The 14,953-nt window shown below is 67.7% G+C and carries 15 protein-coding genes; 8 read left to right on the plus strand and 7 right to left on the minus strand.

The window, feature by feature from the left end:
- Window positions 1-32: 32 nt before the first annotated feature.
- The 3 genes from AC2VOP_RS11865 to AC2VOP_RS11875 are packed head-to-tail and all read right to left on the minus strand — an operon-like array spanning window position 33 to window position 2,543.
- On the minus strand, window positions 33-776 hold the full coding sequence (locus AC2VOP_RS11865) for an adenosylcobinamide-GDP ribazoletransferase (protein WP_486961148.1): 744 nt from the start codon (window positions 774-776) through the stop codon (window positions 33-35).
- Entirely contained in the window at window positions 773-1,819 is a 1,047-nt protein-coding gene (gene cobT, locus AC2VOP_RS11870) for a nicotinate-nucleotide--dimethylbenzimidazole phosphoribosyltransferase (RefSeq protein ID WP_486961162.1), read from the minus strand. Before cobT ends, AC2VOP_RS11865 begins: the two co-directional genes overlap by 4 nt.
- A gap of 37 nt (window positions 1,820-1,856) precedes the next feature.
- A complete protein-coding gene (locus tag AC2VOP_RS11875) occupies window positions 1,857-2,543 on the minus strand; it encodes a DUF3043 domain-containing protein (RefSeq protein ID WP_486961149.1) in 687 nt (228 codons plus the stop codon).
- A gap of 66 nt (window positions 2,544-2,609) precedes the next feature.
- Between AC2VOP_RS11875 and AC2VOP_RS11880 the strand changes: the two genes are divergently transcribed.
- Both AC2VOP_RS11880 and AC2VOP_RS11885 read left to right on the plus strand, forming a co-directional pair.
- Window positions 2,610-3,734: a glycerate kinase family protein gene (locus AC2VOP_RS11880; protein ID WP_486961150.1), complete on the plus strand. Its 1,125-nt coding sequence runs from the start codon at window positions 2,610-2,612 to the stop codon at window positions 3,732-3,734.
- 118 nt (window positions 3,735-3,852) lie between these two features.
- Window positions 3,853-4,209 carry a HesB/IscA family protein gene (locus AC2VOP_RS11885; RefSeq protein ID WP_486961151.1) on the plus strand — a complete coding sequence of 119 codons (357 nt, stop codon included), beginning with the start codon at window positions 3,853-3,855 and terminating at the stop codon, window positions 4,207-4,209.
- Between the two features lie 20 nt (window positions 4,210-4,229).
- Here AC2VOP_RS11885 and AC2VOP_RS11890 read toward each other — a convergent pair whose 3' ends face one another.
- Complete coding sequence (locus AC2VOP_RS11890; protein ID WP_486961152.1) at window positions 4,230-4,865, minus strand: Rv0361 family membrane protein; 636 nt, start codon at window positions 4,863-4,865, stop codon at window positions 4,230-4,232.
- A 139-nt stretch (window positions 4,866-5,004) separates the two neighbouring features.
- Between AC2VOP_RS11890 and AC2VOP_RS11895 the strand changes: the two genes are divergently transcribed.
- Complete coding sequence (locus tag AC2VOP_RS11895; RefSeq protein ID WP_486961163.1) at window positions 5,005-5,976, plus strand: carbohydrate kinase family protein; 972 nt, start codon at window positions 5,005-5,007, stop codon at window positions 5,974-5,976.
- A 67-nt stretch (window positions 5,977-6,043) separates the two neighbouring features.
- Here the strand turns inward: AC2VOP_RS11895 and asnB are convergent, their stop codons facing one another.
- A complete protein-coding gene (asnB, locus tag AC2VOP_RS11900) occupies window positions 6,044-7,996 on the minus strand; it encodes an asparagine synthase (glutamine-hydrolyzing) (protein WP_486961153.1) in 1,953 nt (650 codons plus the stop codon).
- A gap of 153 nt (window positions 7,997-8,149) precedes the next feature.
- Between asnB and ctaC the strand changes: the two genes are divergently transcribed.
- The 5 genes from ctaC (at window position 8,150) to AC2VOP_RS11925 (ending at window position 12,742) form a co-directional block, all read left to right on the plus strand.
- On the plus strand, window positions 8,150-9,172 hold the full coding sequence (gene ctaC / locus AC2VOP_RS11905) for an aa3-type cytochrome oxidase subunit II (RefSeq protein ID WP_486961154.1): 1,023 nt from the start codon (window positions 8,150-8,152) through the stop codon (window positions 9,170-9,172).
- Between the two features lie 9 nt (window positions 9,173-9,181).
- Window positions 9,182-9,601, plus strand: a complete 420-nt coding sequence (locus AC2VOP_RS11910; protein ID WP_486961155.1) for a cytochrome c oxidase subunit 4 — start codon at window positions 9,182-9,184, stop codon at window positions 9,599-9,601.
- Window positions 9,602-9,738: 137 nt separating this feature from the next.
- On the plus strand, window positions 9,739-10,629 hold the full coding sequence (locus tag AC2VOP_RS11915) for an MmpS family transport accessory protein (protein WP_486961156.1): 891 nt from the start codon (window positions 9,739-9,741) through the stop codon (window positions 10,627-10,629).
- On the plus strand, window positions 10,626-11,282 hold the full coding sequence (locus AC2VOP_RS11920; RefSeq protein WP_486961157.1) for a DUF2561 family protein: 657 nt from the start codon (window positions 10,626-10,628) through the stop codon (window positions 11,280-11,282). The genes AC2VOP_RS11915 and AC2VOP_RS11920 overlap by 4 nt, the downstream gene beginning before the upstream one ends.
- A gap of 77 nt (window positions 11,283-11,359) precedes the next feature.
- Complete coding sequence (locus tag AC2VOP_RS11925; RefSeq protein WP_486961158.1) at window positions 11,360-12,742, plus strand: NAD(P)/FAD-dependent oxidoreductase; 1,383 nt, start codon at window positions 11,360-11,362, stop codon at window positions 12,740-12,742.
- Here AC2VOP_RS11925 and qcrB read toward each other — a convergent pair.
- Both qcrB and AC2VOP_RS11935 read right to left on the minus strand, forming a co-directional pair.
- Window positions 12,691-14,337: a cytochrome bc1 complex cytochrome b subunit gene (qcrB, locus tag AC2VOP_RS11930; protein WP_486961159.1), complete on the minus strand. Its 1,647-nt coding sequence runs from the start codon at window positions 14,335-14,337 to the stop codon at window positions 12,691-12,693. The two genes, AC2VOP_RS11925 and qcrB, sit on opposite strands and share 52 nt — an antisense overlap.
- Window positions 14,334-14,953: QcrA and Rieske domain-containing protein (locus AC2VOP_RS11935; protein ID WP_486961160.1), on the minus strand; the 620-nt coding region annotated here is incomplete at its 5' end. The genes qcrB and AC2VOP_RS11935, both read right to left, overlap by 4 nt.

Below are 14,953 nucleotides of genomic sequence, written 5' to 3' on the forward strand. Positions count from 1 at the left end.
CTCGACGCTGCCGGCGCGCCCGGGCCGCAAAATTAGACCACGAACCCCACCAGCAGTGCCAGCAGCACCGCGGCCAACGTAGTGGTCCATTCGATCACGGCACCCAGCACGTCGCCGGTGATACCGCCGAAGCGGCGCACGCAGTGCCGCACCAGCACCGCACCGCACCCCAGCGCCGCCAGCACTGCCACCGGCCCCTGCCATGGCGCCGGACCGACCCACACCGACCCACCGACCAGCGCCGCGACCCAGCCCGCCACCACCGGCACCGGCTGACTGTCGGCGACCGCGGCGCCCAGTGTGCTGCCGCGCGCTGCGGGCACCGAGCGGCGGCAGGCCAGCACCGCCGCGACCCGGCCGGCCGCCACCGCCACCACGATCGCCACCGCGCCCAGCACCGAGAACGCCAGCCCCTGCAGCCCGATCACCAGCACGACGGCGGCTACCCCGAACGGGCCGGTCGAGCCTTCGCGCATCACGCGCAGCGCCTGGGCGGCCGGCCGGTGGCAGCCGAGCCCGTCGGCGGTGTCGGCGACGCCGTCGATATGCAGGCCCCGCGTTGCGGCCAGCAGTGCGGTCACCGCCAGCAGCCCGGCCAGCGGACTGGCCGGGCCGAACGCCAGCCCGCCCGCCCAGACCACCGCCGCGGCTAGCCCACCTAGTGCCACCCCGACCACCGGCAATGCCGTCACAGTGCCGCGACCGAGTGGCCGGTCAGCAACGGGTACCGGTAGCACAGTGCCGAATGCGAAAGCGCCTGCCAGTGAGCGGATCACGATACCGGACCGGACACCCCGGCTTCACCGAAGGTGGCCATCGACGACAGCACAGCCACCGCGGCGCGCAACACCGGCAGTGCCACCGCGGCTCCGGTGCCCTCGCCCAGCCGCATCCGCAGATCGAGAATCGGCTGGAGGTTCAGCGCCGCCAGGGCCGGTCCGTGCGCTGGCTCGACGGAGCGGTGGCTGGCCTGCCACCACGACCGCGCGCCTGGCGCCAGCCGCTCGGCGACCAGAGCTGCGGCCGTCACTGCCAGCCCATCCAGCAGCAGCGGGGTGCGGCGCACCGCGGCCTGCGCGCAGAAACCAGCCAGCGCCGCCAGGTCGGCGCCGCCGCAGGTTCGCAGCAGCCCAACCGGATCCGAGCGCACCGACCGGGACCGGAACAGTGCGTCGCGCACCGCCGCAGTTTTGCGCACCCACCCGGCGTCGTCGATACCTGTCCCGTAGCCGACGAGCCCGGCAGGCTCTTCGCCGATCAGGGCTGCGATCAAAGCCGTTGCCGCGGTTGAATTCCCAATGCCCATGTCACCACCAGCGAGCAGGTCCGCGCCGGCGTCGACTTCCTCGTCGGCGATCTTCGCGCCCTGCTCGATCGCGGCGGCGGTCTCGTCGGCCGTCAACGCGTCCTCGACACTGATGTCACCGCTGCCGCGGCACACCTTGTGTGCGCCAATGGCTTCCGAAGCCGCCTCGGCGTCGACCGCAAGGTCGGCCACCCGAACTCCCGCCCCGGCGATACTAGCCAGCACGTTGACCGCTGCACCGCCAGCGGCGATGTTGGCGACCATCTGGGCGGTCACCTCCGACGGATAGGCGGACACACCAGTGCGGGCGACGCCGTGGTCGCCGGCGAACACCACCACTCGGGCGCGCTCGAATTGCCGCGGCGGGCAGCGGCCCTGGCAGGATGCCACCCACACCGACAGGTCCTCAAGGCGTCCCAGCGAGCCCGGTGGCTTGGTCAGGGTGGCTTGGCGGGCCCGAGCGGCCTCGGCCGCATCCGGGTCGGGCGGCGACACCGGCGGGAACTCCATCAGGTTTCGCTGAATCTCTCTCCGCACGGCCGGTCCGGGCTCAGCTGACGTGCGCGCCGCGGCGGACCTGGGGCCGGGGCGCTCGCATCCGGCGCAGCTGCGAAGCGCGGCCGGCAGCGTAAAGCCCTAGCTTCCAGCGGCTTTCGACGTTATCGGGGAACTTGGCGTCGACCAGCCGGGTGGCCTTACGGGCCACCAGCACCCCGTCGATCGCCATGATTACCATCAGGACCATCATCGCCGGCGAGACATAGAGCTGAATCTGTGGCATCCCCATCATGATGAACAGCAGGACCAGCGCCGACGGCATGAACAGGCCGAGCACGTTGCGACGGGCGTCCACCACGTCGCGAATGTAGCGCCGAACCGGCCCTCGATCGCGAGGCAGCAGATATGCTTCGTCGCCGGCCAGCATGTGTTCTCGCCGCTCGGCCATTCGCGCCCGGCGCTCGGCGCTCTGGGCCCGGCGTTCGTCGCGGCTGAGCTTGGGGCCGGCCAGCGCCTTGCGCCGCGCGCGGGCCTGGCCGGACGTCATCGGCGCAGGTAAAACCGGACCTCGGCGGCGGCTGGCCACGCTGCGTTTGGGTGTGGGCCGGCCCTTCGGTGCCGTGGTGTGTGAGGGCGAGGGCGTTGCAGCCGTCGACATGACGTCGTCACCGGCCGATCCGGCTTCGCCGGAGTCATCAGAGTCCTCGTCGGCGGGTTTTTTGCGGCTCGGCAGCTTCACAGTGGCAGCCTACTGTGCCGGAATTCCACTCCGGCCTCGAAGGAGACGAGCGCTACCGTTCCTGTCATGAGCGGATCGCCGGCAGCGGAGGTCGCCGTCGGCGCCGAGACGCCCGGTTTACGGGTGCTGATCGCACCGGACTGCTACGGCGAGAGCCTCACCGCTGAGCGGGCGGCGGCTGCCATCGCCGCGGGCTGGCACAGCAGCAGACCGGCTGATCGGCTCAACGTCTCGCCGCAGTCCGACGGCGGCCCCGGCTTCGTCGCGGTGCTCTCCCGCCGGCTCGGGACGGTGCGTGAGCTGCAGGTGGCCGGCCCGCTGGACGACGACGTCGAAGCGGATTGGCTGTTCGACGCCGACTCGAAGACGGCGTATGTGGAGTGCGCGCAGGCCTGCGGCATGGCACTGCTGGCTGGCCCACCCTCGCCGCGCACCGCGCTGGCGGCCCACAGCAGGGGAGTCGGGCAGCTCATCATGGCTGCCCTGCAGGAGGGGGCGGAGCGGATTGTGGTCGGGTTGGGCGGCAGCGCCAGCACCGACGGCGGCCGTGGCCTGGTCGAAACGCTCGGTGGCTTGGACGCTGCGCGCCGGCGGTTGGCGGGGATCGAGTTGATCGCCGCGGCCGATGTGGAATACCCGCTGCTCGGGCCGTGGGGAGCGGCGCGGATATTCGGGCCGCAGAAAGGTGCCGACGCTGTCACCGTGATCGCGCTCGAACAGCGCCTCGATGGTTGGGGGGCCGAACTGGACGCGGCGGCCGGCCGGGTGGTCAGTGCCGCTTCGGGAGCCGGCGCAGCTGGCGGCATCGGCGCAGCGCTGCTCGCACTGGGCGCGGGGATGGAATCCGGCGCGGAGATCGTCGCCCGGCACACCCACCTGGGCGCGGAGATCGCCGCCGCCGACCTGCTGGTCACCGGTGAGGGGCGACTCGACGAGCAGTCGCTGCACGGCAAGGTGGTCGGCGCGATAACCGGCACGGCGCGGGCCGTGCACGTTCCGGTGCTGGTGTTGGCCGGTCAGGTCAGCCTGGAAGAGTCGGCGGTGCGGGCAGCCGGCATCTTGGCGGTTCGGACTATCGCCGAGCATGCCGGTTCGGTGCGGTTGGCGCTGGTCGACGCGGCCAACCAGCTGATGGAGCTGGCTACGGCGACGGCGGCCGAGTTCGAAACGTGGCCGACAAGGCCGTCATAGCGGGCGAAATCGGCGTGAACAGCGGTGTCGAAGGATACCGTCGACACAGGGTATCGTTGGGCACTGGACTCCGAGCATGCCAAGCGAACCTCAGCACTAGCCGGAAAGGAAGGACGCAATGACTGTTTCCGACGAGTCGGCCACCGCAACCAAGGGCGTGATCTTGACCGATGCGGCGGTGGCGAAGGTGAAGTCGCTGCTTGCCCAGGAAGGCCGCGACGACTTGGCCCTGCGCCTCGCGGTCCAGCCGGGTGGCTGCGCCGGCCTGCGCTACAACCTGTTCTTCGACGACCGCACGCTCGACGGCGACGTCGTCGCGGAATTCGATGGGGTAAAACTCGCGGTGGACCGGATGAGCGCCCCGTATCTCGAGGGGGCGCAGATCAGCTACGCGGACCAGATCGACAAGCAGGGCTTCACCATCGAAAACCCCAACGCCGGGGGCTCATGTTCGTGCGGCGACTCGTTCAACTGATCCCGGTGCGCCAGTAGGCATCAATAGAACCCGGCGGCGCGCAACACGTAAGAACACACCAATAACCGGTGGTCGACCGAGAGTAACTGTGCCAGGCCTTGGACGTCGTCGCGGGCCTTGCCGCCGTGGGGCGGAGCGACCCGCATGGTGAACAGCACCTGGGCCTGAAAATTGGACAAGTGCACGATCTTGTCGATCGAGGTCACCTCGGCCCGGGAGAACTGTCCGCGGAAAGCGTCGCTGCTCATCTTGGCAACTGCGTCATCGGATCGATGGTCAGCTACCCGATCGTAGATGCCGCACAGCGTGTTTCGGGTGATGGTGTCGATGTCGCGATTCTCCAGCGCGTTCAGGTAGTCCTGAATCGCGGCCTTGGCCGGCGCTTCGGTGATGGTGTGTCTGCCGTTGGCCACCGTGGCGGTGTCGCCGTGCACCGCGTAGCCGATCAGGGCCCCCAGCGCGGCAACCACCACGACGGCCATCGCCACGCCGAAGACCCGCCATCGCCGTGATCGTGGCGGGTAGGGCACCGGCGGGGGCAACAGCCCCGGGTAAGCGAAGATCGGGCCGGTGGTGGGGCCGCTGGGGTGCTGGATCGGCCGGACTGATCCGATACCCGAGCCGATACCGTGGTTCGGTGGATACGGACCGGCCATCGGTGTCTCCTCCGGTCTGGGCCCGTGGCTGGGCCCTGTAGGCAGGCTAACGCACCACCGGCTCAAGACCCGTCGGCCGCGACGCCACTGCGCTGGGTAGCCTTGGCTAGTTCAGCTGAGAAAACGAAGGGTGGAATTTGTGACGATCGCGGTGACCGGTTCTCTCGCCACCGACCATCTGATGCGCTTTCCCGGCCGGTTCTCCGAGCAGCTGCTGGCCGATCACCTGCACAAGGTGTCGTTGAGCTTTCTCGTCGACGACCTGGTGATTCACCGCGGCGGGGTGGCCGGAAACATGGCCTATGCGATCGGGGTGCTCGGCGGCGACGTCGCCCTTGTCGGCGCGGCGGGCAATGACTTCGCCGACTACCGACGCTGGCTGGAATCGCACGGTGTCAACTGTGCCGGCGTGCTGGTCTCGACGACCTTACACACCGCGCGGTTCGTCTGCACCACCGACGAGGATATGGCCCAGATCGCGTCGTTCTATCCGGGCGCCATGTCGCAGGCCCGGGACATCTCTCTGGCCACGGTGGTCGACGCCATCGGCGCACCGGAGTTGGTGGTCGTCGGGGCCAACGACCCCGAGGCGATGTTTCGCCACACCGAGGAGTGCCGCAACCTCGGGCTGGTGTTCGCCGCCGACCCGTCCCAGCAGCTGGCCCGGCTGACCGGTGAGGAGATCCGCAGGCTCGTCGACGGTGCGGCCTACCTGTTCACCAACGACTACGAATGGGAACTGCTGAGGAGCAAGACAGGCTGGTCGGAGGCCGACGTGATGAAACAGGTCGGGCTGCGGGTGACCACGCTGGGTGCCAAGGGGGTCGACGTGGTCGATCCGGACGGCTCGTGCATCCACGTCGGTGTGGTTCCGGAGACCAGCCAGGTCGACCCCACCGGCGTCGGCGACGCGTTTCGGGCGGGGTTCCTCACCGGTCGTAGCGCCGGCCTTTCCCTGGAACGCTCGGCGCAGCTGGGCTCGCTGGTAGCGGTGCTGGTGCTGGAGTCGACCGGGACCCAGGAGTGGGACTGGGACCGCGAAGTCGCGGTGCGCAGGCTGGCCGGCGCCTACGGCGAGGACGCCGCTGCGGAGATCGCCGCCGCGCTCTAGACCCGGCGAGCATGCACAAAATCGCATTCCAGCGGCCCCGAGAGTGCGAGTTTGTGCATGCTCACGGCTAAACCTGTACCGGGTAGGAGGGCTCGGCGATCTGCGGTATCACTGAGCGCTCGACGAATATCGCATGCCACAGCATGAAAATCAGCACCGTCCACAGACGGCGACTGTGATCGCTTGCGCCCCGGCGATGTTCGTCGATCATCGCCCGCACGGCGGTGATGTCGATCAGGTGGGCTGCTGAGCTGGTAGCGGCGGCGTCCACCGTGGCGCAGGCCCACTCCAGCAGCACCCCGGCCCGCAGCCAGTGCCGGATGGGCACCGGGAAGCCGAGCTTGGGCGCCGCGAGCACATGCGCGGGCACGATCGGCTGCAGCGCACGCCGCAGCGCGTACTTGGTGGTGGTACGGGTGATCTTGGCCGACACCGGCAACTTCGACGCCACCGCGAACACCTCCGGGTCTAAGAACGGCACCCGCAGCTCCAGGGAGTTGGCCATGGTCATTTTGTCGGCCTTGACCAGGATGTCACCGCGCAGCCAGGTGAACAGGTCGATGTGCTGCATCCGGGCCACCGAATCCCAGCCGGGCGATTGCGCGTAGAGCGGCGCGGTCACGTCGGTGTGTGTCCAGCCCGGCCGGAAGCCGGGCAGCACCGCTCGCAGTTGCGCGTCGGAGAAGCTGCGGGCGTTGCCGTAGTAGCGCTGCTCCAAGGTCAGCGACCCGCGATGCAGCAGGCTCTTGCCCCGCATACCGTCCGGCAACGTTCGCGACAACGGGTCCATCGAGCGTCGCAGCGGTCCCGGCAAATAGCTGAAGGGCTTCAGCGATAACGGTTCCCGGTAGATCGTGTAGCCGCCGAACAGCTCGTCGGCACCCTCGCCGGACAGCACCACCTTGACGTGCTTGCGAGCTTCGCGGGCGATGAAGAACAACGGAACCAGTGCCGGGTCGGCCACCGGGTCGTCGAGATACCAGACGATTTCGGGCAGCGCGGTGACGAATTCGTCCGGGCTGACCACCTTGGCCACATGCCGTGCGCCGATCGCCTCGGCGGACGCGGCGGCGACGTCGACCTCGGAGAATCCTTCGCGCGCAAAGCCAGTGGTGAAGGTGATCAGCCGGGGGTTGTGCCGGATCGCCAGTGCCGCGATCGCAGTGGAGTCGATGCCGCCGGACAGAAACGCCCCGACGGTAACGTCGGCCCGCATGTGCTTGGCGACCGAATCCTCCAGCACCGCGGTGATCTCGTCGTAGCGAGCCTGCTCGGTGCCGCGGGTGATCGGCGTGGCAGCGAAACGAGGCACGAAATAACGGGTGACCTCCGGTTCGGGGTGGCCGGGACGGATGCGGGCGTAGCAACCCGACTCCAGCCTGCGCACACCCTGGTGCAGCGTCTCGGGTTCGGGCACGTACTGCAGCACCGTGTAGTGCTGCAGGGCCCGCGGATCGATCGCAGAGTCCTCAAGGTCGAATCCCACCAGTTCGGACAGCTCCAGCAGCGACTTCTTCTCGCTGCCTACCGCGGTGCCGCCGGGCCCGGTCGCGAGGAACAGCGGTTTGATGCCGAACGGATCACGCGCGCAGAACAACTCACCGGCGTGGGTGTCCCAGAGCGCGAAGGCGAACATGCCCCGCAACCGCGGCAACGCCTCGGGGCCCCAGTAGTGGTAAGCGGCGGCGATAGCCTCGCCGTCGCCGTCGGTGGCGAACACCGCGGCGTGTGTCGCGGCCAGCTCGGCTCGCAGTTCCAGGTAGTTGTAGATCTCGCCGTTGAACGCCAGCAGATACCGGTCCGGATGCTCCGGTGGGCCCCACCGCAGCGGTTGGTGGGAATGCTCGATGTCGATGATGGATAGCCGGTTGAAGCCCACCACGACACCGGGGCCGGCCCAGGTGCCGAACTCGTCGGGGCCGCGGTGACGCATCAAGTGCGCCGCGCGGGTTACCGCGTCAGTGATATCCGGGCCGTCCGGGTCAGACACCGCGGACACGAAGGCCAGCAGTCCACACATTGTGTCTTGAGTATGCCGCACGTGGGTGGGCCGAACCCGGCGCTGCCCGGTGGTCTACGCTGCGTAGTATTCGACTGCTCTACCGTGCCCGCCGACTTGCCCCTTAGCCGGGGGTATGCAGCCGGACCGACTTGTGACACAGGAGGCGCCAACGTGACACGGTTTGGGCGATGGGCGCTGACCGGTACGCTGGGTGTGCTGGCGCTCACGCTCAGCGGATGCGGCTGGACTGATGTGTTAGGCCTCGGCTGGCCGAAGGGGATTACCCCGGAAGCCCACGCCAACTATCGCCTGTGGATCGGCGTGGTGATCGCCTCGCTGGTGGTCGGCTCGATTGTCTGGGGCCTGATCTTCTGGACCACGGCCTTCCACCGCAGAAAGGCGGGCGAGGCCGAACTGCCGCGCCAGTTCGGCTACAACATGCCGTTGGAGGTGGTGCTCACCGTCACCCCGTTTCTGATCGTCGCGGTGCTGTTCTACTTCACCGTGGTGGTGCAGGAGAAGATGCTGCACCAGGACGCGGATCCCGAGGTCGTCATCGACGTCACGGCCTTCCAGTGGAACTGGAAGTTCGGCTACCAGAAGGTCGATTTCCACGACGGCACCCTGAGTTACGACGGCGCCGACCCGGCGCGCAAGCAGGCGATGCGGTCCAAGCCCGAAGGCGTCGACAAGCACGGCGAGGAGCTCGTCGGCCCGGTGGCCGGCCTCAATGTTGAGGACCGGACCTACCTCAACTTCGACAAGGTCGAAACCTTGGGCACCACCAGCGAGGTTCCGGTGCTGGTGCTGCCGGTCGGCAAGCGAGTCGAGTTCGTGTTGAACTCGGCCGACGTCGTGCACAGCTTCTGGGTTCCGGAGTTCCTGTTCAAGCGAGACGTGATGCCCGATCCCCGGGCCAACAATCAGGTGAATACCTTCCAAGTGGCCGAGATCACCAGGACCGGTGCGTTCGTCGGCCGCTGCGCTGAATTGTGCGGCACCTATCACTCGATGATGAACTTCGAGCTTCGGGTGGTGTCGCCCAACGACTTCAAGGCCTACCTCGACCAACGAATCGCCGGGAAGACCAACGCGCAGGCGCTGGAGACGATCGACCTGCCGCCGGTGGCCGTCACCACCCACCCGTTCGATACCCGCCGCGGCGAGAGATCCCTGCAAGTGAGCAGCAAATAAGGACACCGCATGCGCATCGAGTCCCGCTTGTTCGAGTTCGTGGCCAGCTTCTTCATCGTGGTCGGGGCGATCTACGCCGTCCTGACTACCTTGTTCGCCACCGGCGGAGTGGAATGGGCCGGCACCACCGCGCTGATCTTGACCGGGGTGATGGCGCTGATCGTGGCCACCTTCTTCCGCTTCGTGGCCCGCCGGCTGGATACCCGTCCCGAAGACTACGAGGGCGCCGAGATCAGCGACGGAGCGGGGGAGCTGGGCTTCTTCAGCCCACACAGCTGGTGGCCGATCATGGTCGCGCTGGCCGGGTCGGTGACCGCCGTCGGGATCGCGCTGTGGCTGCCATGGCTGATAGCCGCCGGTGTGGTGTTCATCCTGGCGGCCGGGGCCGGACTGGTCTTCGAGTACTACATCGGTCCCGAGAAACACTGATCCGGCTGAGCCTGCGTCATACTCGAAGCATCAGCTGCTCTCAGTTGCCACGGTGTCCGCTCTGCCGGAGCTGCCGCTCGGTTGGGTAGGGTTGCCGATGCACCAGGAGCAATACAGCCAGAAAAGGATAGACGGGAATGAGCGGGCCGAACCCTCCTGAGCTGGGATCTGGGGAAACCCAACCCGGTAACGGTCAGTCGGCCTCGGAAGAGGCTCGGGGTGGTGAGACGGTCGCGACCGGGCCGTACACGCACGCGCGTGCCTACTCCGCGCCTGAACTCGAGCAATTCGCCAGCGGCCCGTACGTGCCGGTCGACCCACACCTGTACGACTACGACAGCTACGAGGTGCCAGGCGAATCCGACGCCGAAAGCAGCCAGGGCACGCAGGTCCGACCGCCGCGCTGGCCCTGGGTGGTGGGTGTCACCGTCATCATCGCGGCGGTTGCCCTGGTGGTGTCGGTGGCGCTGCTCTTCGTCCGCACCGAGACCGACAACCTCGCCACGCCCGCCACTCCCGTCACCAGCACTCCGTCGCTGCCGCCGGTGCAGGACGAGATCATCACCACCACCATGCCGCCGCCCCCGCCTCCGCCGCCGAGCGAGGAGCCGTCACCGCCGCCCCCGGAGCCCGAGACGACGCCCCCCCCACCGGTTGAAGCTCCACCGGAAACCACGACGCCGCCGCCCGAGACGACCACGACGGCCCCGACGACCCCGACGACTACGACTACGACTACGACTACTCCGGCGGGGCCGCGGCAGATCACCTACTCGGTGACCGGCACCAAAGCGCCCTTCGACCAGATCACGATCACCTACATCGGGCCTTCAGGGCAGCGCCAAACCCTGCGCAACGCATATATCCCGTGGTCGCTTACCCTGACGCCGATATCGCGATCCGAGGTGGGCTCGGTGGAGGCGTCGAGCCTGCTGCGGTTGAGCCGGCTCAACTGTTCGATAACCACCAACGACGGAACGGTGCTGTTCTCCAATGCCAACGACGGGCCGCAGGCGAGTTGTGGATGATTGGCCGAGGGTCGTATCTCTGGTGGGCGAGGGCCGGACGTTCGTCGGAGAATGTCGATCGGCTCCTGGTCGGGTTGTGTGCGCTGATCTGGCTGGTGTTGCTCGGGATGAGCGTGGCCGCTGCCGTGGCGCTGGCCGACCTCGGGCGGGGTTTCCACAAGCCGGCGCAGAACCCGCACAACGGGCTGCTGTACATCGTCATTGGCGTCTCCGCCCTGATCATTCTGGCGGCCGTTCCGGTCCTGCTGCGTGCCCGTCGCACCTCCCCACTGAGGCCGGCTGGGCCGGCACGGCCCGCGATGCCACCGGCTGGCTTCCCACCGCCGGTGCCTCGCGGCGGTGCTTCGCAACCCCCGCCAAACCCCCGGTCCGACGACACCTTCGGCGGGGGTGGCACCGCGCGACCGATCCGGTTGAACGACACTGCGGCGGAGCGTGTCTGGTTGCGGGGGACCGCCGAATTGGTGAGCGCCATCGGCGCGGCGCTGATAGCCGTCGCGACGGCGACCTACCTGATGGCCATCAGTGACGACGGTGCCGCCTGGGCGAGCTACGCCGTCGCCGGGTTGGTCATCGCGGCGACACCGGTGATCCCGTGGCGGTATCTGCGGCAGCTGCGTCAGTTGCGCGTGGCGTCCCGGCCGCGACGGTGAGCGAGGTACCTGTGGCGGGATTGGACGAATCAACGCTTTGCGCTAGTCCCGCACCGGGGACAAGGCGATCGGAGCATGTGGACACCGACTATCTGATCCTGGGCGCCGGTGCCATGGGTATGGCGTTCGCTGACGTGATCCTCGTCGAGGATGCGAGTGCGCGCATCGTGATCGTGGACCGGCATGCCAACCCGGGGGGCCACTGGAACGACGCCTACCCGTTCGTGCGACTGCACCAGCCGGCCGCGTTCTACGGCCTCAATTCGACGCGGCTGGGACACGGCGGCGAAGACCTGGCCTCCTACGGTGAGATCCTCGGCTACTACCGCAACGCGATGGACCGCTTTCTGGCGACCGGCCGGGTGCGGTTTCTCTCGATGAGCGAGTATGCGCCCGACGGCCGGATCGTCTCCACGGTCGACCGCGATCAGGTCACCAGGGTCACTGTGCGCCGCAGAATCGTGGACGGCACGTACATGACGGTGAGCGTGCCGTCGGTGTGCCCGCCCCGGTACACCGTCGATCCCGGCGTTACGGTGATACCGCCCAATGGCCTGGTCCGGATCGGCCGGCCGTGGGCTCGCTACGTGGTCGTCGGCGCCGGGAAGACCGGCATCGACGCGATCCTGTTCCTGCTGGACCGCGGTGTTGCCCCGGATCGGATTCAGTGGATCGTGTCCCACGACGCGTGGCTGTTCAACCGCGCCACCATCCAGCCCGGTTGTGCGCTGGGGATGATGGCGTCCATGGTGCGCAGCATCGCCGATGCCACGAACATCGACGATGTCTTCCTGCAGCTGGAACGCCGGGGGATCCTCTGGCGGATCGACACCGAAAGCTTGCCGGCGAAGTGGCGCTGCGCCACGGTCGACGAACGGGAGCTGACCGGTCTGCGCCGGGTCGACGATGTGGTCCGGAAGGGCCGGGTGCAGCGCCTCGGCCCCGGCGAGATTCGCCTGGACGGCGGGACGATCGCTGCGGAACAGGATAGCCTTTTCATCGACTGCTCGGCCGACGGGCTGGCCAAAGTGGCTGCCCGGCCACTGTTCTCGCCGGGCCGGATCACGCTGCAGTCTGTCCTGATGTGCCAGCAGACGTTCAGCGCCGCGCTGATCGCCCGTTTGGAGCTGTTGAACGTCGGTGACGAGCGACGCAATCGGGTCTGCACGCCGGTGCCACATCCCGAACTCAAGCAGGACCTGCCCGGCGCCCTGCTCACCAGCACCCAGAACCTGATCAATTGCAACCGGTATCTGCCGCTGTGGCTGCGTCGCAGCCGCCTGTACGTGGCGCACTACGAGGCGCCGCACCGCTACCTGCTGGGCGCTGCCAAGCTGGTTTTGCTGCAGCGTCGAGCCGTCGCCTCGATGAACAAGATGCTGCCGGCGCGCGAGCAACCCGCCAGCGTTCAGCCGTGGTCGTCGTCCGGGGAGCCGTCTGACCCGGCGGAAGTGTCCTGATGTTCGCGCAGAGCGGTCAGCGCACGCCGCTCGGCGGCGTGGGCGGCCTCACGCAGCGCGGCATCCTCCGGTACCGGATCGGCGGTCAGGAAGCTGCCGCTGCCCGGTGTGCCGCTTGAACCCAGCTTGTTCATTCTCTTCGGCACCGCCGCGCCCTGGTATTCCAGCGGAATCGGGTGACCATGCCCGTCGACCGGGCTGAGCGGCTGGTGCAACTCGACGTAGGCGCCGTGCGGAAGCCGCTTGATGATGCCGGTTTCGACGCCGTGTTCGAGCACCGCGCGGTCGCTGCGCTGCAACCCGACGCACCATCGGTAGGTGGCGAAGAAGACGATCGGCGGAAGCACCACCATCGCGATGCGGCCGATCCACGTCGTCGCGTTCAGTGAGATATGAAACTTCCACGCGATGATGTCGTTCATCGCGGCCAGGGTGAGCACCATGTAGAACGCGATCGCCATCGCGCCGATCCCGGTGCGCACCGGGGCATCGCGGGGCCGTTGCAAAAGATTGTGGTGCGCGGTGTCCCCGCTGAAGCGCTTCTCCAGGAACGGATAGACGATCAGCAGCACGAACACCAGACTCATGATCAGCGCGACCCCCACCGGGCCGGGAATCGTGTGGTGCCAGAAGTAGAACTCCCACGCCGGCCAGAGCCGGGCCAGTCCCTCGGTCCACATCATGTAGAAGTCGGGCTGGCTGCCGGCCGACACTTGGGACGGCTTGTAGGGCCCCAAGTTCCAGATCGGGTTAATCTGCAGCAGCCCGCCCATCAGGCCGAGTATCCCGGTGATCATCGCGAACCACGCACCCGACTTGACCGCGAACACCGGCATCACCCGCACCCCGACCACGTTGTGCTCGGTGCGCCCGGGGCCCGGGAACTGGGTGTGCTTCTGAAACCACACCAACGCCAGGTGCACGCCGACGAGCGCCAAGATGATGCCCGGGATCAGCAGGATGTGCAGCGCATACAGCCGCGGGATCAAGACGGTACCGGGGAAGTCGCCGCCGAACAGTGCCCAGTGCAGCCAGGTACCGATCACCGGCATTCCCAGCGTGATCGACGACAGTGCGGCTCGCAGGCCGATGCCGGAGAGCAGATCGTCGGGCAGCGAGTAGCCGAAGTAGCCCTCGAACATCGCCAGGATCAGCAGCAGCGATCCGATGACCCAGTTCGCCTCGCGGGGGCGGCGGAACGCGCCGGTGAAGAAGATGCGGGCTAGGTGCACCATGATCGCCGCGGCAAACATCAGTGCCGCCCAGTGGTGAACCTGGCGCACGAACAGCCCGCCGCGCACCTCGAAGGAGATGTTCAGCGCCGTCTCGTAGGCCCGCGACATCTGCACCCCGCGCAGCGGCTGGTATACGCCGTCGTAGACGACGTCGGTCATCGACGGGTCGAAGAACAATGTCAGGTAGACACCGGTGAGCAGCAGAACGATGAAGCTGTACAACGCGATCTCGCCGAGCAGAAACGACCAGTGCGACGGGAAGACCTTGTTGAGCTGTCTGCGTAGTGCAGCAGACGGGTGGTAGCGGGTGTCGATGTCCTCGGCCTGGCGGGCCAGCAGATCACCGATCTTCGGGCTCATGAGGTGCGCTCCCAGAATGCCGGTCCGACGGGTTCGACGAAGTCGCCGGCCGCGACCAGATACCCGTCGGTGTCGATGGTGATGGGCAGCTGCGCCAACGCGCGCGCGGCCGGGCCGAATACCGGCTTGGCGAAGGTCAGCGCGTCGAACTGCGATTGGTGGCACGGACACAGAATCCGGTAGCTCTGCGCCTCGAACAGCGAAGACGGGCAACCCAGATGCGAACAGACCTTGGTGTAGGCGAACAGGTCGCCGAAGTTGAAGCTCTCCTGACCCTTGCGCTTGACCACCTTGGCCATGTCCGCGGGCCGGATGCGGATGAGCATCACCGGGTTGCGGACACCCATCATGATCTCGCTGATCTTCTCCCGCGATTCGACGGTGGTGCCGTCGCCGTCGGACTCCCGCCATGGGAAGACGGTCTCCATCGCGCCGGCGTCGAGGTCCTGGGGGCGCATCTTGACCAGCGGCCCGTCCAGGTACCTGCCAGTGGACCGGGCCAGGTAGACGGTCTCGCCCGCATAGCGCGGCGTCCATCCCGAAGTCCACAGCACGGCCTTCTTGCCCTCGGCGGTCTCGACCACCGGCTTCCACGGGTTCTTGACGATCCCGCCGA

Source organism: Mycobacterium sp. TH-M106, from assembly GCF_057473765.1.

Excerpts from the sequence above, each read along its gene's own strand:
- asnB (WP_486961153.1), bottom strand. The coding sequence starts at position 7,996 with ATGTGTGGACTGCTGGCCTTCGTGTCCGCGGTGTCTGACCCGGACGGC.
- AC2VOP_RS11915 (WP_486961156.1), top strand. The coding sequence starts at position 9,739 with ATGAGCGGGCCGAACCCTCCTGAGCTGGGATCTGGGGAAACCCAACCC.
- qcrB (WP_486961159.1), bottom strand. The coding sequence starts at position 14,337 with ATGAGCCCGAAGATCGGTGATCTGCTGGCCCGCCAGGCCGAGGACATC.
- AC2VOP_RS11910 (WP_486961155.1), top strand. The coding sequence starts at position 9,182 with ATGCGCATCGAGTCCCGCTTGTTCGAGTTCGTGGCCAGCTTCTTCATC.
- AC2VOP_RS11880 (WP_486961150.1), top strand. The coding sequence starts at position 2,610 with ATGAGCGGATCGCCGGCAGCGGAGGTCGCCGTCGGCGCCGAGACGCCC.
- AC2VOP_RS11920 (WP_486961157.1), top strand. The coding sequence starts at position 10,626 with ATGATTGGCCGAGGGTCGTATCTCTGGTGGGCGAGGGCCGGACGTTCG.
- AC2VOP_RS11885 (WP_486961151.1), top strand. The coding sequence starts at position 3,853 with ATGACTGTTTCCGACGAGTCGGCCACCGCAACCAAGGGCGTGATCTTG.
- AC2VOP_RS11890 (WP_486961152.1), bottom strand. The coding sequence starts at position 4,865 with ATGGCCGGTCCGTATCCACCGAACCACGGTATCGGCTCGGGTATCGGA.